Annotated in this window: 23 protein-coding genes and 1 pseudogene; 16 read left to right on the plus strand and 8 right to left on the minus strand. The window is 62.9% G+C overall.

What is annotated here, in order from left to right; translation table 11 throughout:
- Positions 1–179 precede the first annotated feature (179 nt).
- Positions 180–1,442 (plus strand): DNA repair protein NreA, encoded by a 1,263-nt coding sequence (gene nreA, locus DP106_RS12230; protein ID WP_120085681.1) that lies wholly within the window; start codon positions 180–182, stop codon positions 1,440–1,442.
- 5 nt (positions 1,443–1,447) lie between these two features.
- Here nreA and DP106_RS12235 read toward each other — a convergent pair whose 3' ends face one another.
- Together DP106_RS12235 and DP106_RS12240 are read right to left on the minus strand one after the other, a co-directional pair.
- A complete protein-coding gene (locus tag DP106_RS12235; RefSeq protein WP_120085683.1) occupies positions 1,448–1,900 on the minus strand; it encodes a DUF302 domain-containing protein in 453 nt (150 codons plus the stop codon).
- A gap of 59 nt (positions 1,901–1,959) precedes the next feature.
- On the minus strand, positions 1,960–2,250 hold the full coding sequence (locus tag DP106_RS12240) for a DUF5789 family protein (RefSeq protein ID WP_120085685.1): 291 nt from the start codon (positions 2,248–2,250) through the stop codon (positions 1,960–1,962).
- 221 nt (positions 2,251–2,471) lie between these two features.
- On the opposite strand from DP106_RS12240, the gene DP106_RS16110 reads away from it, so the two are divergent.
- The 3 genes from DP106_RS16110 (at position 2,472) to DP106_RS12250 (ending at position 4,849) form a co-directional block, all read left to right on the plus strand.
- Positions 2,472–3,020: a hypothetical protein gene (locus tag DP106_RS16110; RefSeq protein WP_205738936.1), complete on the plus strand. Its 549-nt coding sequence runs from the start codon at positions 2,472–2,474 to the stop codon at positions 3,018–3,020.
- Positions 2,932–3,705, plus strand: coding sequence for an RNA-guided endonuclease InsQ/TnpB family protein (locus tag DP106_RS16115; RefSeq protein ID WP_205738937.1), 774 nt, complete (start codon positions 2,932–2,934; stop codon positions 3,703–3,705). Before DP106_RS16110 ends, DP106_RS16115 begins: the two co-directional genes overlap by 89 nt.
- A 94-nt stretch (positions 3,706–3,799) precedes the next feature.
- Positions 3,800–4,849 (plus strand): DUF7139 domain-containing protein, encoded by a 1,050-nt coding sequence (locus DP106_RS12250; RefSeq protein WP_120085687.1) that lies wholly within the window; start codon positions 3,800–3,802, stop codon positions 4,847–4,849.
- Here DP106_RS12250 and polX read toward each other — a convergent pair.
- Both polX and DP106_RS12260 read right to left on the minus strand, forming a co-directional pair.
- The gene (gene polX / locus DP106_RS12255) at positions 4,846–6,618 is read right to left on the minus strand and encodes a DNA polymerase/3'-5' exonuclease PolX (RefSeq protein WP_120085689.1); all 1,773 of its coding nucleotides are present in this window, start codon (positions 6,616–6,618) and stop codon (positions 4,846–4,848) included. The two genes, DP106_RS12250 and polX, sit on opposite strands and share 4 nt — an antisense overlap.
- Before the next feature lie 20 nt (positions 6,619–6,638).
- Positions 6,639–7,088, minus strand: a complete 450-nt coding sequence (locus DP106_RS12260; protein ID WP_120085691.1) for a DUF5788 family protein — start codon at positions 7,086–7,088, stop codon at positions 6,639–6,641.
- Positions 7,089–7,198: 110 nt separating this feature from the next.
- Here DP106_RS12260 and DP106_RS12265 point away from each other — a divergent pair, with 110 nt between their 5' ends.
- The 7 genes from DP106_RS12265 (at position 7,199) to DP106_RS12295 (ending at position 13,370) form a co-directional block, all read left to right on the plus strand.
- Positions 7,199–8,542, plus strand: a complete 1,344-nt coding sequence (locus DP106_RS12265; RefSeq protein WP_120085693.1) for an alkaline phosphatase family protein — start codon at positions 7,199–7,201, stop codon at positions 8,540–8,542.
- A gap of 62 nt (positions 8,543–8,604) precedes the next feature.
- Positions 8,605–9,036 (plus strand): DUF5791 family protein, encoded by a 432-nt coding sequence (locus DP106_RS12270; protein ID WP_120085694.1) that lies wholly within the window; start codon positions 8,605–8,607, stop codon positions 9,034–9,036.
- A 1-nt stretch (position 9,037) separates the two neighbouring features.
- Positions 9,038–9,931: an SDR family oxidoreductase gene (locus DP106_RS12275; protein WP_120085696.1), complete on the plus strand. Its 894-nt coding sequence runs from the start codon at positions 9,038–9,040 to the stop codon at positions 9,929–9,931.
- Between the two features lie 93 nt (positions 9,932–10,024).
- A complete protein-coding gene (locus DP106_RS12280; protein ID WP_120085698.1) occupies positions 10,025–11,203 on the plus strand; it encodes a DHH family phosphoesterase in 1,179 nt (392 codons plus the stop codon).
- A 78-nt stretch (positions 11,204–11,281) separates the two neighbouring features.
- A complete protein-coding gene (locus DP106_RS12285; RefSeq protein ID WP_120085700.1) occupies positions 11,282–12,385 on the plus strand; it encodes an aldo/keto reductase in 1,104 nt (367 codons plus the stop codon).
- A 42-nt stretch (positions 12,386–12,427) separates the two neighbouring features.
- Positions 12,428–12,802 carry a methylglyoxal synthase gene (locus DP106_RS12290; protein WP_120085702.1) on the plus strand — a complete coding sequence of 125 codons (375 nt, stop codon included), beginning with the start codon at positions 12,428–12,430 and terminating at the stop codon, positions 12,800–12,802.
- A 34-nt stretch (positions 12,803–12,836) separates the two neighbouring features.
- The gene (locus DP106_RS12295; protein WP_133305139.1) at positions 12,837–13,370 is read left to right on the plus strand and encodes a DUF7332 family protein; all 534 of its coding nucleotides are present in this window, start codon (positions 12,837–12,839) and stop codon (positions 13,368–13,370) included.
- Here DP106_RS12295 and DP106_RS12300 read toward each other — a convergent pair.
- Both DP106_RS12300 and DP106_RS12305 read right to left on the minus strand, forming a co-directional pair.
- Positions 13,367–13,867, minus strand: a complete 501-nt coding sequence (locus DP106_RS12300) for a hypothetical protein (RefSeq protein ID WP_120085706.1) — start codon at positions 13,865–13,867, stop codon at positions 13,367–13,369. The genes DP106_RS12295 and DP106_RS12300 overlap by 4 nt on opposite strands.
- Positions 13,868–13,914: 47 nt before the next feature.
- A complete protein-coding gene (locus tag DP106_RS12305) occupies positions 13,915–14,334 on the minus strand; it encodes a DUF371 domain-containing protein (protein ID WP_120085708.1) in 420 nt (139 codons plus the stop codon).
- A 115-nt stretch (positions 14,335–14,449) separates the two neighbouring features.
- On the opposite strand from DP106_RS12305, the gene truD reads away from it, so the two are divergent.
- Positions 14,450–15,850, plus strand: a complete 1,401-nt coding sequence (gene truD, locus DP106_RS12310; protein ID WP_120085709.1) for a tRNA pseudouridine(13) synthase TruD — start codon at positions 14,450–14,452, stop codon at positions 15,848–15,850.
- 54 nt (positions 15,851–15,904) lie between these two features.
- Here truD and DP106_RS12315 read toward each other — a convergent pair whose 3' ends face one another.
- Positions 15,905–16,741: a universal stress protein gene (locus DP106_RS12315; protein WP_120085711.1), complete on the minus strand. Its 837-nt coding sequence runs from the start codon at positions 16,739–16,741 to the stop codon at positions 15,905–15,907.
- 365 nt (positions 16,742–17,106) lie between these two features.
- On the opposite strand from DP106_RS12315, the gene DP106_RS15915 reads away from it, so the two are divergent.
- From DP106_RS15915 to DP106_RS12330, 4 genes are all read left to right on the plus strand, one after another.
- Positions 17,107–17,256 carry a DUF7512 family protein gene (locus tag DP106_RS15915; protein ID WP_165857886.1) on the plus strand — a complete coding sequence of 50 codons (150 nt, stop codon included), beginning with the start codon at positions 17,107–17,109 and terminating at the stop codon, positions 17,254–17,256.
- Between the two features lies 1 nt (position 17,257).
- Entirely contained in the window at positions 17,258–18,289 is a 1,032-nt protein-coding gene (locus tag DP106_RS12320; protein WP_120085713.1) for a sulfite exporter TauE/SafE family protein, read from the plus strand.
- Between the two features lie 124 nt (positions 18,290–18,413).
- A complete protein-coding gene (locus tag DP106_RS12325) occupies positions 18,414–18,818 on the plus strand; it encodes a helix-turn-helix domain-containing protein (protein WP_120085715.1) in 405 nt (134 codons plus the stop codon).
- Between the two features lie 96 nt (positions 18,819–18,914).
- Positions 18,915–19,292 (plus strand): type 1 glutamine amidotransferase family protein, encoded by a 378-nt coding sequence (locus tag DP106_RS12330; protein ID WP_120085717.1) that lies wholly within the window; start codon positions 18,915–18,917, stop codon positions 19,290–19,292.
- On the opposite strand, the pseudogene DP106_RS12335 reads toward DP106_RS12330, so the two are convergent.
- Positions 19,289–19,638, minus strand: a pseudogene (locus DP106_RS12335) (DUF47 domain-containing protein); the annotation flags it as partial. The gene DP106_RS12330 and the pseudogene DP106_RS12335 overlap by 4 nt on opposite strands.

Genomic DNA, 19,638 nt, shown 5'->3' on the forward strand with positions numbered 1-19,638 from the left:
TGACAAGCAGGCAAGTGGATCGGCTGGCCAATCAGCTGCCTCCCTGGCGGACTGAAAGGGCGAGTCCCGGGAGCCGAGAGCGACGAGGGCTTTCAAAACGATACAGCAGATTCGTAGCTGGACACGAGTTCACTGACTGACCGAATATTCAAGCCGACCGATATGCCAACTTCGTATAGATGCGGCTCTCGGAGTTCATCGAGATCGAGAAAAACGAGCGCGCCGAGCGTCGCCGCCTCGCCGGCGAGAAATCCTACGAGATCCTCGACCGACTCGATGGCGTCGACGACCAGTTCGCCGACATCAGCGGCGGCGACGCCGTCGGCAGCGTCTCACCGTCCATTTTCGTCGGCCGCACCGGATACCCCGAGGTTTCGACGGGTCTGCTGTCGCCGGTCGGCAACGAAAGCGACGCCGGGCAGTTCGTCACCGACGGCGCGTGGTACGAAGCGGGCGTCAGCATCGGCGACGTGTTCGAGCGCCGAACCTCCCTGCTCAACGCGAGTCAGACCGCACCCGTCGGAACCAACGTCCACGATACATGGGAGGGGTTTCTGGGCGTCCAACGGGAGGTTGCCCTCGCGGATCGCCCGGTCGGGATCGAAGTCGGTCTCGACGGCTCGCCCGAACTCGATCTCGCCGACAGCGTCGACGACGTGTCGGCGCCGACCGGGCCACGGGCGCGGGCCAACGACGCGACGCTGACCGAGAACCCCCACGTCCCACGACCCGTCAAAAAGACGCTCGAAGACGACGACTGGCGGGCGGGTGGCGCGATGAACTACCTCTACAACCGCGGGTTCGACGTCTACGAGATCAATACGATTCTCTCGGCGGGCGCGCTCGGCCAGCAAGAGAACCGCCGGCTCGTGCCGACACGGTGGTCGATCACCGCCGTCGACGACACGGTCGGCCAGTACGTGCGGGGCAAACAGCGCAACGCAACGAGCGTCGACACGGTGTCGGTCTGGCACAACGAGTATCTGGGCAACAGCTTCTGGATCATTCTCGCACCGGGCCAGTGGGAGTTCGAGCTCGTCGAGCTCAAAGCTCCCGGCAGCGTCTGGAACCCCGATCCGACCGCGGGCGTCTGGCTCGCCAGCGACTACGAGGGCAGCGAGGGCCACACCGGCTACGTCGAGGAGACAGCAGGGGCGTACTACGCCGCGCGGTTGGCCGTCCTCGAATATCTGGATTCGATCGGCCGACAGGCGAAAGCCCTCGTCCTCCGGCACGTCTCTGAGGACTACTGGGGGCCGGTCGGCGTCTGGCAGGTGCGGGAAGCGATCCGGCATGCTTTCGATGGCGACCACGCCGAAAGCGAAACGTTCGACGATGCTGTCGCTGGGATCGCCGAACAGCTCCCGGTGAGTCCTGCTGACCTGCGGCGGAAATCGACGCTTGCGGCCGGGCGGCAAACGGGTCTCGACGCCTTCGGGTAGCCGACTCAGGTGTCGCCGTCAAGCTCCGCAAAGACCGCTTCGACCATCTCGCCGGTGTCGGCGATAATGTCGTCCATGGCTTCATCATCGGTTGGGAGGCCGAGCAGGCGGGCGATCTTCATGATACTGAGATGGTAGACGCGCTGGACACCCGGCTCCTCCTCCCAAATGATCATGTTACAGGGGAACAGCGCGCCGATTCGCTTATCGGTCGCATCGAGCGCGCGGTCGGCCATTGCCGGGTTACAGGCTCCAAGCACGTAATACGGATCGCGGTCAGCATCAACCTTCTCGTTGAGCATCTCCGACGGCGAAAATTCGACAGGGACCCCAAACCCGTTGTCAGCGCAAACCTCACGGACATATTCGATGGCTGTCTCGTGTTCCATCTGCAGGGTTGCCTGTTGTTCGCCGTACGCAGCGGGATCGATAGCTGCGGGGTCGATAGGCAGCGTCATATATATGGTTGGATCGGGGAGATCAAAAGCAGGGTGGTCAGGGCGTCGAACGAACTGTATTATTCGGTGGCGACTGGTTCGCGGCCGATCACGTCGCGGACGGCAGCAACAAACGTCTGCCGGCGGTCAAAGTAGGTGTCGTCGACGGATTCAAGAATCGTTGCCAGCGACTGGGGGCCGTCAGGCGTCCGAATGTCGGTGTCGCCGAACTTTTCGAGGATATCGCTTTTTGTCTGTGGCCACGCAAGCCGGGCGGCGACACGGGCGATCGGCGCGCCCTCAACGGCACGGCCGTCGCCGAGTTGTACCGTCGGCGTCGACTCGTCGTCGCTGTCGTCTCCATCTGACATAACCGTGCGTTCGACCGGTGTGTTCCTAATCGTTTCGATCGTCTTAGCCCGTCGGAACCGCCGACAGCGGGCAGCTATGCTGGACGCCACCTAATACAGCGAGGGAGTCCCGCCGTTCACGGCGGGCGGGAATCGCGCCATGAGAACCAATCTATCGGTACACTCCGTGCCAACCAGCTCCCAGATGTTTATAAATACATAACTCCACATGTGGACTATAGATGGAGATTCAGCGTACCGCCGTCGTGAAACTCGCAGTCCCCGATGACCGCCGGGGCAACCTGAAGGAAACAATGGACATCTTCAGGAACGCCGCCCAGCGGTTCGTCAATCGCGGCTGGGAAGGGAACGACGACGGCTACGTAATCACATCTCGATCTCACGTCCAGTCGCTTGTCTACGACGAGATTCGGCAGGATACTGGCCTGCACGCCGACCTCTGTGTCGGAGCCGCGAATCATGCCTCCGCAGCACTCCGTGGGGCTGTCGAGCAGATGCAGGACGACGACAACGATGACCCAGTTTCCAAACCAGTGTTCACGTCGAACACGACCGTTTACAATACCAATGCAATCAGCTATTTTGATGGGTATTGTACGCTGGCCGCCTACGGCGGTGGTCGAGTAACTGCCGAATACGTCTATCCCGACGACTCCATCCAAGCCGAATACATGGAGTCGGATGAGTGGGAGAAACAAGGGGGCGAAGCTCCGCTACGACCGACAATCAGATACCTATTATCTCCACGTCACAGTCAAGCAGGAACGTGACGACCCGCAGGCAGAAGCCGAGGGCCGAACAGTGCTCGGCGTCGATCGCAACGTGGACGGGTATCTCGCTGTCACTAGCTCCGGTGTGTTCATCGGCAATGCCGACCTGTTCAATCACAAACGCCACGAATACGAACGGCGACGTGGGAAGCTGCAGCAGAAAGGTACACGGTCGGCACACCTTACGATTCAGTCAATTGGTGATCGATTCGCCAACTGGAGTGAGGACTACCTACACCGGGTGTCGAAAGAAGTAGTGCTGGAGGCCGTCACCAATAGGTGTGATACAATCGTACTGGAAGATCTCAAAGGTATCCGCGAGCGGATTGCCGACCTGAGCAAATTCCAGCAATGGGCCTTTGGTGAGCTTGCTCAGCAAATCACCTACAAGGCCAAAGCTGAGGGAATTACCGTCGAGATGGTAAACCCGGCCTACATGAGTCGGCAGTGCAGTCACACCGAGTGTGGGTTCACACACACGCAGAACCGCGACGGGGATGAGTTTGTGTGTCAAAAGTGCGGCAAGGAGCTACACAGCGATTACAACGCAGCACGAAACATTGCAGCGCGGTATCTCCAGAACCGGCGTAATTCTGGTGCTGGAGGGGCGACCAATCACCTTGCCCTGAAGTCGGGGACAGTGACCGGGAGTGGCGATTCCACGCCCACCGCATCACGCGGGTAGACCGGGAGTTCCACCGACAAACCCCGGCGCTTACGCCGGGTGTAGGTGATCTGTCTGACGTACTGTTTTGTACCGGGCCCGCGTAGACAGGGATATGACCGCGCTTTCGGACGCCTACTCGGGGACTGTCGCCGACCAGCGAGGGCGGGGGTGGCTGTATCTCGGTGTCGGCCTCTTCGGTGTTGGCGCGATCCTCGTCGTCGCCGGGATCGTCGCCGCCGGCTCGGGGCTGTTGACCGCCCAAGGCTACTCGCTGGGTGAGGCTCGCTGGCTCGCCGGCGTCCTCGGCGGGATCGGCGTCCCGGCAGTCTTTCTTGGGATCGTTACCATTCTGCCGGCCGGCCGAACAACGCGGGGGGCCGCGCTCATCGGCGCGTCGATCGCGGTGTTCGGCGTCGCGCTGTTCGCCTACGCCTACCCCTGTCAGTGGATCGGCAACACCTGTGCGACAGGCGGCCCGAATCTGACGTTGCCGACCGCGGGCGTCTACTTTCTCGGCACGCTGACGACGTTTTGGTGTCTGTTCACCGGCGTTGCCAACTTCAAAACCCGCAACGACCCCGGCGGAACGGTACGGATGGAGATCCGCAACATCACCCGCCAAGGCGACGGCGACAACGATGACAGCGGCGATGGCTTCGGCGGTCTCGGCGGCGTCGGCTTTTTTGGCACCGATCCAGATGGCAATGTGGCAACCCAGACGAACGCGCCGGGATCGGCACCGGCCGGCGGAGCAGCTGCCACCAGCGACGGTGGTGCGACGACCGAGCGGCTCGCCTCGCCGCTGGACGAGCCGACAACGACGCAGCAGGCGACAACGGAAACCGACGGAGCCACAACCGAGCCGTCGACAACGACCACCGAGACGGCGTTATCGGCGACACAGTCGTCGACACCCGACCAGTCCAGATCGACGACCAACAGCGGCGTCGACCGGGTGTCGCCGAAAGCCAGCCGCGGGCCGACAACCACCGCATCCGGACGATCAGATGAGCCCGAAGGTGAGAATTCGATCGATCGCTACTGCGGGAGCTGTGCGCAGTTCAAATACGTCCGCACTGACAGCGGCATCAAACCCTACTGTGCCCACCACGACGAACTCATGGACGACATGGAGTCCTGTGACGCCTGGGAACCCCGTTAATGCAGAAACGCTCGTAGCTCCGAGCTCGGTTTCGCGTTCAGCACATCGGTCGGTTCAACCCACCCACGGCGGGCCGTTTTCACACCGTACCGGCGATTGTCGAGCTCGGCTGGGCTGTGGGCGTCGGTGTTGATCGCTACCGTGCCGCCGGCCTCAACGACGGCTCTGACAGCCTCACCGGCGAGATCTAAGCGAGCCGGAGTCGCGTTGATTTCGAGTGCTGTGTCGGCGGCAGCGGCCGTTTCGGCCAGCCGTGTCATATCGACAGAGAGGCCGGCGCGGCTGTTGAGCAGTCGGCCGGTCGGATGGCCGATCACATCGACTGAGGGATGCGTTGCCGCCTGACAGAGGCGGTCGGTCGCCGCGTCGGTATCCTGATCCAACGCGCTATGCGGGGAAGCAACGACGATATCCAACTCGGCCAGTAGCTCATCGTCGGTACTCAGTGAGCCGTCGGCCGCGATGTTGGTCTCAACACCGTGGAAGACGGTGATGTCGCTGTCTGCGGCGACTGCATCGACTGTTACCATCTGCTCGCGGAGGGCATCGTCGTCAAGTCCGATCCCTTCGATGATCCCTGGGCCGGTGGCGTGATCGGTCACGCAGTGGAAGTCGTCGCCGCGGTCGGCCGCGGCCGCTACCATCTCCTCGATCGAGTTGCCGCCGTCCGACCACTCGCTGTGAGTGTGGCAATCGCCGTTGATGTCGCCGGTCTCGACGAGCGTCGGAAGGGTACCCTCGGCGGCGGCGTCGATCTCACCGGTATCCTCGCGGAGTTCCGGTGGGATCCACGCCAAGCCGAGTTCCGCGTACATCGCGGCCTCCGATTGGCCGGCGAGTTTGACGCCACCACGTTGGCTGTCTGCGGTGTCGGAGGTGGTATCGGCGGCATCGGTATCGAGATCCGAGATATCGAAGAGACCGTACTCGTTGAGCTTGTAGTCCCGGGCGATCGCTCGGTTGCGAAGCCGGACGTTGTGGTCTTTACTGCCGGTAAAATACTGAAGCGCCGCGCCAAACTCCTCGGGAACAACAACGCGGAGATCAACCCGAACGCCGTCGGCTCTGAGGCTGGCCTTGTGGCTCCCGGCTTCGATCACATCGTCGGCGTCGCCCCACTCGGTGAAACCCGCAACGACCGCCTCGCTGTCATCGCTGGCGACAAGCACATCCACGTCGCCGATGGTATCCTTCCACCGGCGGATCGAGCCGGCGACATCGACGCGGGCGACGGTGTCGAGTGTGTCGAGATACGCACATAGGTCGTCGGCAACGGGGCGGGCCGCACCCAGTCGTTCGCGCTGTTGGCTCTGGCGGGCAAAGGGGATATTCTCACGGATGTTCTGTTCGGTTTTCGCGCCGAAGCCCGTGACCTCCTGAATCTCGCCGGCCTCGGCAGCGGTTTCCAGTTCGTCAAGCGTCGTGATACCCAGTGCCTCATAGAGGGTGCCGACCGTCTTCGGGCCAACACCCTCGACGCTGGTGAGGGCAGCCATCTCAACGGGCAGTGAGTCACGCAGGTCTTCGAGTTCGTCGATCGAGCCGGTTTCGACGTATTCGACGATCTTCGAGGCGATCGCGTCGCCAACGCGGTCGATCTCGGCGACGGCATCCTCGCCGGTCTCGGCTAGTTGGTCGATCGGCTCCGGGTAGTCGGCGACGTTCTCTGCGGCCCGGCGGTAGGCGTTTGGCTTATACTCGACACCCGTTGCTTCGAGGCGGTCGGCAAACTCAACGAGCAGGCGGGCGACCGCGTCGTTAGAGCGCATATCGGTGGTTGGGTCGCCGGCTACTTAGCTCCGGGCGGCGGGCCGCTGCGGTCGCCGTCGTCGTGGCCCAACGCTTTGCGGAGAAACCGCGTCCATCGCTTCCGGTCGGCGGCATCCTGTCGCTGGGCTTCGGCTTCGAGGTCGACAGATTCCAACTGATCGAGGGCGTTGAGCGCGCGGTCGATCCCAACGATCTCATCGGCAAGCTCGACGCCGTCCTCGTAGCTGATCGCGCCGTCTTCGATCTGCTCGACACGCTCGATGCGGGCGCGGCGGAGGTTTCGTTTGGCGGTTTCGACACGGTCGCGCTCGCCCGGCGGGATCGTCTCCCGGCGCTTGATCTCGAAGACGAACGCCTGGAGATCGATTGTCTCCCCTTGGATCTCGATGGCCTCGGGGAGCTGGTGGCCGACCGTCGCCCCGTCGCGGCCGATCCGTTCGAGGAGCTGCTTTTGCTGGTAGGCCTTCACACGCCCACTCAGAGCTCGGCGTACTTGCCTCCACCGCCACAGCGTCACCGACAGCGGCCCAAATGGGCCGAAAACTGAACCTTCTTATGTGACTCACCAGTAGATTGTGTATGGGTTTGTTCGAACGGCTACGCGGTGACGACGGCCCCCGCGTTGCGTTCATCGGCATCGACGGCGTGCCGTACAGTCTGCTTGCGGAGCACAGCGATCGGTTTCCGAATCTGACCGCCCTTGGTGAGGCGGGTGCCGGTGGCGCGATCGACAGCATCGTCCCGCCGGAATCGAGCGCCTGTTGGCCCGCCCTCACGACCGGCGTCAACCCCGGCGAAACGGGCGTGTATGGCTTTCAGGATCGGGAAAACGGCTCCTATGAGACCTACGTCCCGATGGGCCGAGATGTCCAGGCGACCCGGCTGTGGGATCGGGTTACCGACGCCGACCGGAAGGCGACCGTGATGAACGTGCCTGTCACGTTCCCGCCGCAGCGGAACGTCCAGCGGATGGTCTCGGGCTTTCTCTCGCCAAGCGTTGGGAAGGCCAGCCACCCCGAGGAGCTGACCCAAACGCTGGAGGACGGCGACTACATCATCGATGTCAACGCCAAACTCGGCCACAAGGATGACAAAGGCGAGTTCGTCGACCACGCTCACAAGACCATGGATCGGCGGTTTGATGCCTTCGAGCAGTATCTGTCGGCCGACGACTGGGATCTCTTCTTTGGCGTCTTCATGACGACCGACCGGATCAACCACTTCCTGTTCAAGGATTACGAACACGACGGCGAAAACAGGGAGGCCTTCTTCGAGTTCTACGAGCAACTCGACGACTATCTCGGCCAGATCCGGGAACTGCTGCCGGATGACGTGACGCTCGTGGTCGCCTCAGATCACGGCTTTACCAGCCTCGATTATGAGGTACACTGCAACACGTGGCTCAAGGAGCAAGGCCTGCTGTCCTACGAGGATGATGACCACAGCGAACTCGGCGATATCGCCGCCGACGCGACAGCCTACTCCCTGATCCCCGGGCGGTTCTACATCAACCTCGAAGGTCGAGAGCCCCGCGGCAGCGTTCCCGAATCCGAGTATGAAGCCGTCCGCGAGGATCTCAAATCCCGGCTTGAAGCTCTCGAAGGCCCTGACGGCACGCCGGTCTGTGAGCGCGTCGTCGAGAAGGAAGACGCCTTCCGCGGCGACCACGACGATATCGCCGCCGATCTCGTGGCGATCCCGAACCACGGCTTCGACCTCAAATCCGGGTTTTCGGGCCACGACGACGTCTTCGACACCGGCCCCCGAAACGGGATGCATAGCTTCGACAACGCGACGCTGTTCATCGATGACGATGACGCAACCATCGAGGATGCCGACCTCTACGATATCGCGCCGACGATTCTTGAGCTGATGGAGATCGACTACGACCGCACCGACTTCGACGGCGCGAGCCTGCTGTAAAGACGCGACCGTCGACCCACACGAGCGGCAAGGGTTTTGCCGGCGGCACCGCAACCGACGGTATGCTTCATACGCTTGCTGAGGAGACGGCCGATCTTTCTCCGAGCGCACTCCACACCGCCTACAAGGAGTGTCTCCAGCGCGTCGTCGAGACGGTCGGCGTCGACACCACCGTCGCCGACACCGATCTTGACGGCGACACGATCGAGGCCGTCGTCAACGGCGAGACTGACGATCTGACACTCACCGAGGCGGCCGATATCGCCGCCCTCGACGACGATGCACCCGACGCCGAGGCGATCGTGCTTGAGACCCGAGATCACCTGCTGATGGGGATGACGACAGCCGTTCTCGATGTCGACGCCGTCGCCGCCGAGCTTGACGCTGATCTCACCGGCCAGGAGGTTCAGCAGGCCATCGAGGGGCGGATCGAGATGACGCTGGCCGAACTCGCGGCAATCCAATCGGTGATCGAACAGCGGCTGGAGGCCTGAGATGGCACAGGTCGTCATTCTCGGCTGTGGCTACATCGGGATCGAACTTGGCCGGCAGCTCACCGCGACGGGTCACGACGTAACCGGCGTCCGTCGCTCCGAATCCGGCCAGCAAGCCATCGAGACGGCCGGCTTCACCTCCCACCAAGCTGATCTTACCGACCCCGACGAGATCGACGCCCTACCGGACGCCGACTGGCTCGTTTTCGCCGCCTCCTCCGGCGGCAGAGACGCCGCGGCGGCCCGGGAGATCTACGTCGACGCGCTGGGCGACGCTATCGACAACTACGGTGTCCGTGAGTCGCCACCGGATCGCCTCGTCTACACCTCCAGTACGGGCGTCTACGGCGACCACGACGGCGACTGGGTCGACGAAGAGACACCGCTGGAGCCAACGACCGACAAAACCGAGGTGCTCGTCGAGGCCGAACGGATCGCCCGCCAAGAAGCCGCCGAAAACGGGATCGACGGCACCGTCGCGCGGTTTTCCGGGCTGTATGGGCCGGATCGCTACCGGCTGGAACGGTATCTAGAGGGGCCGGTGACGGCGGGCTATCTCAACATGGTACACCGCGTTGATGCCGCCGGCGCGGTCGCCTTTCTGCTGACCGAGAACCGTGCCCGCGATGAGGTGGTGCTCGTGACCGACGACGAGCCGGCCGACAAATGGGCGTTTGCCGACTGGCTGGCCGACGCCTGCGGCGTCCCGGAGCCGCCCAAACAAACCAAGCCGGAACGACTTGCCGAAAGCGACCTCTCAGCGGCGGGTCGCCGTCGTGTGCTGACAAGCAAACGCTGTGGGAACGACTATCTACACGACCTCGGCTACGAGTTCACGTATCCAACCTTCCGGGAGGGGTATCTGGACGCGGTCGACACATACACCGCGGAGTAAGCCACCGGCGTCGTCATCGCCGCCCAAATTCGTTGCCAACAGTCGACCGAAGCCACACGAACGTTCTTGATGACGGCCCCAGTTAGGCGTGGTATGGAGCAGTTCGTGGCCATCGATGGCGCGGTCTCAGCGATCGCGACCGTAATCGAGAGCCGGCCGGTTCTCGTCGCGATCGGCCTCGTCATCATCGCTGGGGGCGCGGCAGCAGCCTACCGCTGGCTGCGGACGACCCCCGGCGAGCGGTTCAGCGAGCTGGTGGCCGACCGCGAGGCGGCGGTCGTGCTCATGCACCCAAACCCCGATCCTGACGCGATGGCGGCGGCGATGGGTGTCGCCGCCCTCGGCGAGCAGGTCGACACCGAGATGACGATCCAGTATCCCGGTCAGATCCGCCATCAGGAAAACCGAGCGTTCCGAACCGTCCTCGAACTCGATATCGACGCTGTCGACCACGTCACCGAGTTGGCCGCCGAGGATGTGATCCTCGTCGATCACAACGAGCCCCGCGGCTTCGATGGCTGTGATGGGATTCTCCCGTTGGCGGTCGTCGACCACCACCCCGGCGACGGCAGCGGCGAGCAGTTTACCGATGTGCGTACCGACTACGGCGCGGCGTCAAGCATTGTCGCCGAGTATTTCAGCGATATCGACGCGGTGCCGGTGCCGGCCGGCGAACACGCCAGCGAGACCAACGCCAGCCGGGTCGTTCCATCGTTTACCGCGACCGGCCTGCTGTATGGGATCTTAGCGGACACCCAACATCTGACCGTCGGCGCGGCCGCCGCCGACTTCGATGCCGCCGCCTATCTCCAACCGGGTGTCGACGAGGACAAACTCGACCGCATCGCCAATCCGGAGGTCGACGCCGAAGTGTTAGAAATCAAGGCCAGAGCGATTGCCGGTCGCCAGACTCAGGGCTCGTTTGCGGTCTCAGATGTCGGTACCGTCACCAACGCCGATGCGATCCCGCAGGCCGCCGACGAGCTCATTCGGCTGGAGGGGATCACCGCGGTCGTCGTCATCGGCGAACGCGAGAGGACGATCCACCTCTCGGGGCGCTCGCGGGATGATCGCGTCCACATGGGCCGAGCCTTAGAGCAGGCGACCACCGACGCCCCAACTGCGAGTGCCGGCGGCCACGCCCGGATGGGCGGCGGCCAGATCGCCCCCCAAACTGAGGTCACCGATGGCGGCGAAACCGACCAAGAGCCGGCGATGAACCGGGATCGACTCATCGAGGAGATCTTTGCCTCACTCTCGGGGGATGTGTGACCAGCCGCAACCGAAAGGTGACACCCACACGGTGACGCCGATCCCGACGCTTATTCGCCGCGGGCCGAAAGCGGAGGTATGGCAACCGAACGCGGGACGTGGAACTATCGAGACCGCTTCGGCGATAGCTTTGGCCGCACCTACTTCCGGCGATTCCCGCCCGGCGTCGCCGGCTCAGTCGGGATCGGTACCTATCTCGGCGAGCCAACCGACGCCGTCGACAACGACTACCGCAAGGCGATCACCACCGCCCTCGACAACGGGATCAATATGATCGATACGGCGATCAACTACCGCTGTCAGCGAAGCGAGCGTGTCGTCGGCGACGTAATCGACACAACGGCTGTCAGCCGCGAGGAGATCGTCGTCGCCACAAAAGGTGGGTTTCTCCCTTTCGACGACGACGGACCCAACGATCCGGGGCGATATATCCGCGAGCAGTATGTCGAGCCAGAAATCGTCGACCCCGAGACGCTTGTCCGTGGCAGCCACAGCATCGAAGCCGGCGTCATCGACCACCTACTCGACCGGTCGCTGTCGAATCTCGACGTTGAGGCGATCGACTGCTACTACGTCCACAATCCTGAAACACAACTGCTCGACCGCGACCCCGAGGCGGTTTACGATAGTCTCGAAGCCACCTTCGAGCTGCTGGAGCGTCGCCGGGCGGCCGGCGATATCGGCTGTTACGGGCTAGCAACATGGGAAGCGTTTCGGGTCGAACCAGGGGCCGAGCAGTATCTTTCGCTACCGAGGCTGTTGGATCGAGCCGCGCAAGCCGCCGAGACCGTCGGCGTCGACGACCACGGGCTTCAGGTACTACAACTCCCGTTCAACGTCGAGATGGCCGATGCCTTCAGGCGGGCGACCCAGCCGGCCCCACCCGACGCCGATGAGGAGGGTTCGGTCAGCGTGTTGGAGTACGCCCACGCTGTCGGTCTCCACGTCGTCACCAGCGCAAGCATTGGGCAAGGCGCGTTGGCAACGTCGCTGCCGCCGGCGATCGCCGCGGAGTTGGCCGGCGATACGACCGCCCAGCGGGCGATCAACTTCGCCCGGAGCGCGCCCGGCGTGACGGCCGCACTGGTCGGGATGGCATCGCCGGCTCACGTCGCCGAAAACGTCGCCGCCGGCACGTTCGATCCGCTGGGCGCGAGTGCGTTTGACGCGATCTTCGAGTAACACCGCGAACTTTCAAGCCCCCAGCGGGCACAGCACAAACCAATGCGATTGGCACTGATCGCCCACGACGAAAAGAAAGATGACCTGATCGAGTTCGCCCGCGACCACGAGGAGTTGCTTTCGGAGGCCGAACTGATGGCAACCGGGACGACCGGTAAACGCCTGATGGAGGCGACCGACTTGGATATCGAACGGAAGGCCTCCGGCCCGCTCGGCGGCGATATGCAGATCGGCGGCGAGATCGCCGACGGCGACTGTGAGGGGCTGATCTTCCTGCGGGATCCGCTGACCGCCCAGCCACACGAGCCGGATGTCTCCGCGCTGTTGCGGATCTGCGATGTCCACGACACGCCGCTGGCGACCAACGAGACCTCCGCGACCTTCCTGCTGGAAGGGTTGTTCGCCGACGACCGCTGAGGAGATTTTTGTACGGGCGGCGACAGTACACTGTATGGCACCCCGGAGGCTGCACCGAGTAGCGGCTGTGGTGGTAGTGAGCCTGCTGCTTGCCACAACCCCGGTTGCGGCCGTCACCGATACCGGGATCGACGAGATCGCTGGGGCCGACAGCACCACGGCGATAAGCACGACCACAGAGAGTCCGACCACGCCACGCCAACAGTCCGACGCGACCGGCGGCAACGCCTGTTTTCCGGCGGGCGGCTACAACTTCACCATCGGGACGCTCGGCCCACAGATCGAGATGGTCGTCCATCTCTCGCTGTTGACCAATCTTGGCGGCCCCGGCACCATCGGGATCGAGCTTGCGGGGATGACCGCCGAGGGTGCCCCGCCGATGATCGAGCTTCGGACAGGTGTCGTCTTCCGTGGGGTAACCGACGTTGAACGGTTCCTCAACGATCCGTTTGGGCTGTTTGCGATCGCCTACGAGTATCGGTTTACGCTTCCGCTGGGCGGCAGCGGGGTCGACTACCAGTCCGACGAGCCGCCGATCTCCGGGCCTGTTGGCGACGCCGACTGTTAGCCCGCGTCGCTGCCGACGGCTCGAACGTCCTCACCGGAGAAGGTAGCGAGTTCCTGGAAGTTCGCCCCGTAACCGCCGACCTTGGCGTTGATGATAAGTCGGGTCAGCCGATCACGCTCCGATGGCGAGAGCTTGATCCCCCCGTTTGGGAAACCGACCCGTTCTTCGACGCCCGGACGGAGATCAAACACACGATCAACCGTGCGAAGCGGCTCGTTGGTGTCGTCAGTATAGAGAAACGCTCTGAGCGTGATCGGCTGGCGTTCCGTCCCGGTGTTTTCGGCTGTCACGACGAAGTCGACGGCCGCGCCCTTGTCCTGAAGCGTCTGCTCTCGAAAGACAACCCCGGCAAACGGATCGTTCTCGCCGTCTGCTGTGCCGTTTTCGGCCTCCTCAAAGCCAGGAAGCTGGGGGTCAAGCTCCGGCGGGCCGCCGAGGCAGCCGGCAAGCCCGACCGATACCCCGAGGGCGGCAAGGGCCGTACGTCGTGTGGGCATGATGCAGCGTAGCGTCGCCGGCAGTAAAACAACGGCGTCGTCGATGATCAGCGCACACGGAACTCGACGGTCGCCGTCGCCCCGTCGGCCAGCGCTGCCACCAACCCACGGTCGATATCGGCGGCTGCGGCGTCGGCGTCGATCATAACTGTGCGGTCGTCGGTGTACGTTGAGCTGCGGACGACCATACTTCGGTCGTCGTCGAACGTCAATTCGGGGTGGCCACGGCCAGCGATTGTCTGGCTGTGGTCGCCGGCCTCGATGGTGACCGTGATCTCGGCGTCGGCCGATTGGGCCGCGTCGACGACCGCCGGATCGAAGTCGGCGGGCACCTGATCGGCCTCAACCCCGAGGATACAGTCGCCAGCGGGGGTCAGCCAGTCGTCGCTGGTGAACTCGACGGTCGACTCGTGAGTCGCCTGGACGTGCTCGTGACCGTGTGCGGTGATTGTCTCTGTTGTTGCCATATCCCGGCTCGCTTGTGACGCCGCAAGTATCGCTCGGTTCGCTACCGCCACACGCTGCCGTTCTCGACGAAGGGACAGACGGATGTGGGAGCCCGTCTGATCGGAGGTATGCACAATGACCGCCGATCGCTCGGCGTGGTCGCCGATGCGTGAGGCCCACCCCATCGAGCAGGCCGTCGGCATCGACTACTACGTTAGCGACACCGACGGCATCGACGGGCGACTCCGTGTCGACCCCGCGGATTTCCGGGTCACAGAGATCGAACAGTTCGAACCCGAACCGCTCGATGCCGACCCGGGTGCCTACCCCGAGATCCTGCTGCGGGCGACGCTGCGGTCGTGGGACACCAACGATTTCGCCGGACGGCTCTCGGATGTACTGGAAATCAGCCGCGAGCGGATCTCGTGGGCCGGCACAAAGGACAAACACGCGGTGACGACACAGCTCTTCTCCGTGAGCAACGGCGACCCTGATGCCCTCACCGCCTGCGATATTCGAGCCGCCGACATCGACGTGCTCGGTCGAACCGGCCGACCAATCTCGTTTGGCGACCTTCACGGGAACCGGTTTCAGATCCGGGTTCGGGAGGCCGAGGTTAACGCGGGCGAACGCGTTAAGGGGATCACCGACGATCTGCGGGCCTTTGATGGCGATGAGAGCGGCGACACTGACGGCACCGTCACCGCCGGAATCCCTAATTGGTTCGGCCAACAGCGGTTCGGCAGTCGCCGGCCGGTGACCCACGAGGTTGGCCTGAACATCGTCGCCGGCGAGTGGCGCGAGGCGGTGCTGTCGTACGTCGCCAACCCCTTTGAAGCCGAACCCGAGACAACGCAGGCGGCGCGGGCGTTCGTCGCCGCGGAGGCCGAACGCGGCGATCCCGACTGGGCGGCCTGCCTCGATGAGGTGCCGAGAAAACTCGGCTACGAGCGATCGATGCTGCACCGACTCGCCGAGGACGGGGCATCCACAGCCGCCGATTTCCGGCACGCGCTCGAAGCCGTTCCCTGGAACCTCCAGCAGCTGTTTGTCAACGCTGCTCAGTCGTCTCTGTTCAACCGCATGCTCTCGGAACGCCTGCGCCGCGGGCTCCCGTTTGACCGTCCGGTCGCCGGCGATGTCTGCTGTTTCGTCGACAGCGACGCCCCTGAAGGGTTGTACGCCCCGGACACCGACCGCCTCCAGCGCGTCGGCGAAACCCGTGTCAGCGTGCTGAAACGGCACTGCGACCGTGGCCGGGCGTTCGTGACCGCGCCGTTGGTTGGCACCGACACCGAGTTGGCCGACGGCGAACCCGGCGAGATCGAACGTGAGGTGCTTGCGGACGCGGGCATCGAGCCGAGCGACTTCGAGCTGCCGGGGGAGTTCACGTCGAGTGGAACCCGGCGGGCGATCTTGGTGCGTACCGATCTCGCTGTCGACCCCGACGAGCTGACCTTTTCGTTCGCGCTGCCGAGTGGGTCGTATGCGACCGCGGTGTTGCGAGAGTACCAGAAACGTGGGCCGCTGGCGTAGGGAAATCGTGTTGAGAAGGGAGAAAGACGCCGCAAATCGGTCGCTACCGGAGTCTCAGGCTGTTCGCGGCGGCGGCACCATATAGACGTTACTCGCCGCTTGGGCGATAATCGTCTCGGAGACGCTGCCGATTAGCAGCCGCCGGAGGCGACTCTGGCCGCGAGAACCAAGCAGGATCGTCGTCGGCGTCACCTCGGCTTCGGCTGCGAGGATCTCCTCGGCCGGATCGCCGTCCCGAACCTGCGTGTTGGTATCGATATCCCACTGGTCGAGTCGACCGTCGAGTGTCGCCAACTGGTCGGCAGCATCGGTCTCGTCGGGCTCTTTCGGCGATTCGACGTGAACCAGTGTGGCCTCCTGAGTCGCATGGCGGAGATAGGAAAACGCGTCGAAGGCGCGGTCGGCGTTCTCCGAGAAATCCGTCGCATACAGAACGCGCTGGAAGAGGTGTTCCCGGAGCACGTCGGGGTCGTCGGCCTCGCGTTCGATCCGGTTGACCAACAGCGGGACGACCGTCGTCCGGGAGAGGTTGCGCGCAGTCGAGCCGAGCACACGGTTTGCCAGTGGGCTCTGCCCCCGGGAGCCAACGATCGTCAGATCGGCCCGCTCGGCGTCGGCGATCCCGTTGATTCGGCGGTGGGGCGTCCCCCGCACCACGTGGGTCTCGGTGCTGAAACCGGCTTCTTGCATCACGCGCTCGTATCGATCGAGCCCCTCGCGTCGCCGCTCCTCGAAGTTCATCCCCGGCATGCCGGCATGCATATTTGAGGGGATGACCGTGACCAGGTGGATCGCCTCGACGCCGATGCGTTCGAGACACTCCAGACAGGTTTCGTTGTGGATCGCCGCCTCGCTGGCCGCCGACAGATCGGTTGCATAGATCGCGCGCATGCCAGCAGCTACACCGCCGATCCTTAATATTGTTTCTATTGATCAAGACTAACGGGCCTGTGAGCGGTTTGTGCACTCGCCCGATGCGCGGCGTCAACAACCGGTATCGACCAACATCGGTGGCAGCGGGAGATATGTCAGCGCGCGTAATTGAGAGATCGGCGGTTTGGAGCCCGATTTTTGCGACACGCCGCGGCGGCTGTATTTTGATAACGTATGGAGATATTCACGTGGGATAGCCGTTGCCGCCGCGTTAGTAATATTGTTCAGCGAACCCAAAACTATTATCACGCTGCTCCGACTACGAGCTACTGAGCAGAACAGTATGAACCACACAAGACTGCGGAGCAACGGGGTGCAGCGCGATGATTGAGGCTGGCTCGCTGTCGGCGAGTGTCGACGGCGCGATACTGATCGGCGCGGTGCTGCTAGAGGCAATCGCCCTCTACGGCGTCTACGGTGTCGTTGAGGATGTGTTTGGCCAGCGCGTTGTGAACCAACTCAGGACAACATAAGATGGAGCTACTCGGGCTCAGTTTGGCGATGGTGGGGCTGTTCGTCGGGTTCGGTCTCCTGATCGGCGTGCTGTTTGGCTTCTTCGGGATGGGTGGGTCGTTTCTCGTCACCCCGGCTCTGTTGGTCATGGGGTATCCAACGCGTGTGGCTGTCGGGAGCGGGCTCGCATTTGTGTTCGGTACCTCGGTGATCGCCACGCTGAAACACCGGGATCTCGGCCAGGTTGATTACAAACTCGGGCTGTTGATGATCGTCGGCACGACCGCGGGCATCGAGGTCGGCAAGGAGATCGTCGTCCATCTCGAAAGCCTGGGGCTTGCTGGCTCGATCATCAGCGTGACCTACGTCTTCCTGCTTGGCGGGATCGGCGCGTTCGTCACCTACGAGGCGGTCAACGGCGACGGCGGCGAGGGGATCGACCACGACGCCGCCGAGGAGCCGGCCGATGCCGACGACATCCCCGATATCGCCAAAACGATCCAGTCGTACCGCGTCCCCCCAATGATCGATCTTCGGGGTGGCGTCACCGTCTCGCTGTGGATGATCCTCGGGGTCGCGTTTGCAACCGGGCTGCTGTCGGGCTTTCTCGGGGTCGGCGGTGGCTTCATCCGAATGCCGGCGTTGTTCTATCTCATCGGCGTTCCGGTGCCGATCGCCGTTGGGACGGATCTCTTCGAGATCGTCTTCTCCGGCGGGTTGGGGAGCTTCCTCTATGCGCTTGACGGCGGGGTCGATCTCTCGATCGTCGTCCCGCTGTTGGCCGGGAGCGCCTTCGGCGCGCGGATCGGCTCGGCGGCCACCAGCATCGTCGACGAGGGGGAGATCAAGGTCTACTTCGGGCTGATGCTGCTCGGTGGCGCGCTGGCGGTGGCGATCCGTGAGATCGGCAAGATCTACGAGCTGCCGATCCTCAACCGTGTGAGCCTGGTGTTGATCCTCGGCTCAGCACTGTTGGTCAGTGGGGCGGTCGTCTACAGCAGCATCACCGCACTGCGGGAGGAGAACCAGACCGCTTCGCCAACCGTAGAGTGAAGAGGCGGGCGACAAACTGACCGTGGTAATGACGACTGTCGCCGACGCTGATCGAATCAATTGTGTGTAGAATTGTGGTTTATACACAACACTTTTGCTGTCACAGCAAGTAGTAGCGATTACAATGGTCGATTCAATGGCCGAGCAACTCCGGTCAGATATGCAGTGTGAGGATCTTCTGGCCTGTTTTCACGGCCTGAAGCCGCTTGACCGGGAGTGCTATCAGGCGTTTGTGGCGGCCGAGGAGCCGTTGACGATTGACGATGTCGCCGACGCTGTCGATCGGGAGCGGTCGACAGCGTACCGGTCGGTACAACGGCTGCTACAGACCGGGTTTTTAGAGAAAGAACAGATCAACTACGAGGCCGGCGGCTACTACCACGTCTATATCCCAACCGACCCCACGACGGTTGTCGACGAGATGCAACGACTCCTCAACGACTGGTATGCCCAGACCGGCCAACTGATCCGGGAGTTCGAGGAGAAGTACGCTGACGCCACGCCACCTATGGCCGAACTAGAGCCCTAAACGCCCGACGGTGACGCCCACACGACAGCCGCAGTCACACGATTTGGCCAACACAATCTCTGACCCCCAACCAAACCGGGCCGTAGTCACAGACCCATGGATCCGCATATCGCTATCGTCGATGCCTCAATCGGCGACACACCCGCTGAACGAAACCTGACCCGCGGGATCGACGCTGAGACGGCGGTCTACAAGGTCAGCGAGAGCGAGCGGCCACCAATGCCGGGGCAGCGCGATCGAGGCTACGACGCTGTCGTCATCAGTGGCTCCCAGACATCGGTCTACGACGATCACGACTGGATTCACGCGTTGACCGCATGGGCTCGCACCGCACAACAGGCGGATGTACTATCCAGGGAGCAGATACTACAGTATGGTCGACAACTCGTGGATGCAATCTGGCAGTACACCCACTGTCCTGTTGGAAACAACTGCAACGGGAGAGGTCTGTTAGGGAAAGATACCGATAGCTAATCAGTGTGGTCTGGGCTGGTTTCGGTTACAATCCCAGGTTCTTCACTTGAGATGATCGTGATACGATCTGTGAGATCCTCGATCGTGTTTGCAAGCTCATCCAACAGCACAGCGAGTTCACGGTACACTAGTGGTTGTGGAACGTCGCTGCTGAACGCGGTCGCAATGACATCGTTCCGGGCGGTGTCGCAGTTGCTTTCGAGTGCCCGGATTGTCTCGATCTCATCGGTGAGCGTCTCTGAAGCGTCGTTTCGTGCAAGTCCGGAGATAAATCGCTCAACGACATCGCTAATAATCACGGACATAGATACGTAAAGACTTCTGGAGGTTCTAAGTTTTTGAGTGC

The sequence above is a fragment of the Halonotius pteroides genome (assembly GCF_003605635.1).
Lineage (GTDB): Archaea > Halobacteriota > Halobacteria > Halobacteriales > Haloferacaceae > Halonotius > Halonotius pteroides.

Excerpts from the sequence above, each read along its gene's own strand:
- DP106_RS16110 (WP_205738936.1), top strand. The coding sequence starts at position 2,472 with ATGGAGATTCAGCGTACCGCCGTCGTGAAACTCGCAGTCCCCGATGAC.
- truD (WP_120085709.1), top strand. The coding sequence starts at position 14,450 with ATGACCGCCGATCGCTCGGCGTGGTCGCCGATGCGTGAGGCCCACCCC.
- DP106_RS12240 (WP_120085685.1), bottom strand. The coding sequence starts at position 2,250 with ATGTCAGATGGAGACGACAGCGACGACGAGTCGACGCCGACGGTACAA.
- DP106_RS12295 (WP_133305139.1), top strand. The coding sequence starts at position 12,837 with ATGGCACCCCGGAGGCTGCACCGAGTAGCGGCTGTGGTGGTAGTGAGC.
- DP106_RS12250 (WP_120085687.1), top strand. The coding sequence starts at position 3,800 with ATGACCGCGCTTTCGGACGCCTACTCGGGGACTGTCGCCGACCAGCGA.
- DP106_RS12235 (WP_120085683.1), bottom strand. The coding sequence starts at position 1,900 with ATGACGCTGCCTATCGACCCCGCAGCTATCGATCCCGCTGCGTACGGC.
- polX (WP_120085689.1), bottom strand. The coding sequence starts at position 6,618 with ATGCGCTCTAACGACGCGGTCGCCCGCCTGCTCGTTGAGTTTGCCGAC.
- DP106_RS16115 (WP_205738937.1), top strand. The coding sequence starts at position 2,932 with ATGAGTGGGAGAAACAAGGGGGCGAAGCTCCGCTACGACCGACAATCA.
- DP106_RS12275 (WP_120085696.1), top strand. The coding sequence starts at position 9,038 with ATGGCACAGGTCGTCATTCTCGGCTGTGGCTACATCGGGATCGAACTT.
- DP106_RS12290 (WP_120085702.1), top strand. The coding sequence starts at position 12,428 with ATGCGATTGGCACTGATCGCCCACGACGAAAAGAAAGATGACCTGATC.
- DP106_RS12320 (WP_120085713.1), top strand. The coding sequence starts at position 17,258 with ATGGAGCTACTCGGGCTCAGTTTGGCGATGGTGGGGCTGTTCGTCGGG.
- DP106_RS12315 (WP_120085711.1), bottom strand. The coding sequence starts at position 16,741 with ATGCGCGCGATCTATGCAACCGATCTGTCGGCGGCCAGCGAGGCGGCG.
- DP106_RS12270 (WP_120085694.1), top strand. The coding sequence starts at position 8,605 with ATGCTTCATACGCTTGCTGAGGAGACGGCCGATCTTTCTCCGAGCGCA.
- DP106_RS15915 (WP_165857886.1), top strand. The coding sequence starts at position 17,107 with ATGATTGAGGCTGGCTCGCTGTCGGCGAGTGTCGACGGCGCGATACTG.
- DP106_RS12325 (WP_120085715.1), top strand. The coding sequence starts at position 18,414 with ATGGTCGATTCAATGGCCGAGCAACTCCGGTCAGATATGCAGTGTGAG.
- DP106_RS12265 (WP_120085693.1), top strand. The coding sequence starts at position 7,199 with ATGGGTTTGTTCGAACGGCTACGCGGTGACGACGGCCCCCGCGTTGCG.
- DP106_RS12305 (WP_120085708.1), bottom strand. The coding sequence starts at position 14,334 with ATGGCAACAACAGAGACAATCACCGCACACGGTCACGAGCACGTCCAG.
- DP106_RS12280 (WP_120085698.1), top strand. The coding sequence starts at position 10,025 with ATGGAGCAGTTCGTGGCCATCGATGGCGCGGTCTCAGCGATCGCGACC.
- DP106_RS12300 (WP_120085706.1), bottom strand. The coding sequence starts at position 13,867 with ATGCCCACACGACGTACGGCCCTTGCCGCCCTCGGGGTATCGGTCGGG.
- DP106_RS12330 (WP_120085717.1), top strand. The coding sequence starts at position 18,915 with ATGGATCCGCATATCGCTATCGTCGATGCCTCAATCGGCGACACACCC.
- DP106_RS12285 (WP_120085700.1), top strand. The coding sequence starts at position 11,282 with ATGGCAACCGAACGCGGGACGTGGAACTATCGAGACCGCTTCGGCGAT.
- nreA (WP_120085681.1), top strand. The coding sequence starts at position 180 with ATGCGGCTCTCGGAGTTCATCGAGATCGAGAAAAACGAGCGCGCCGAG.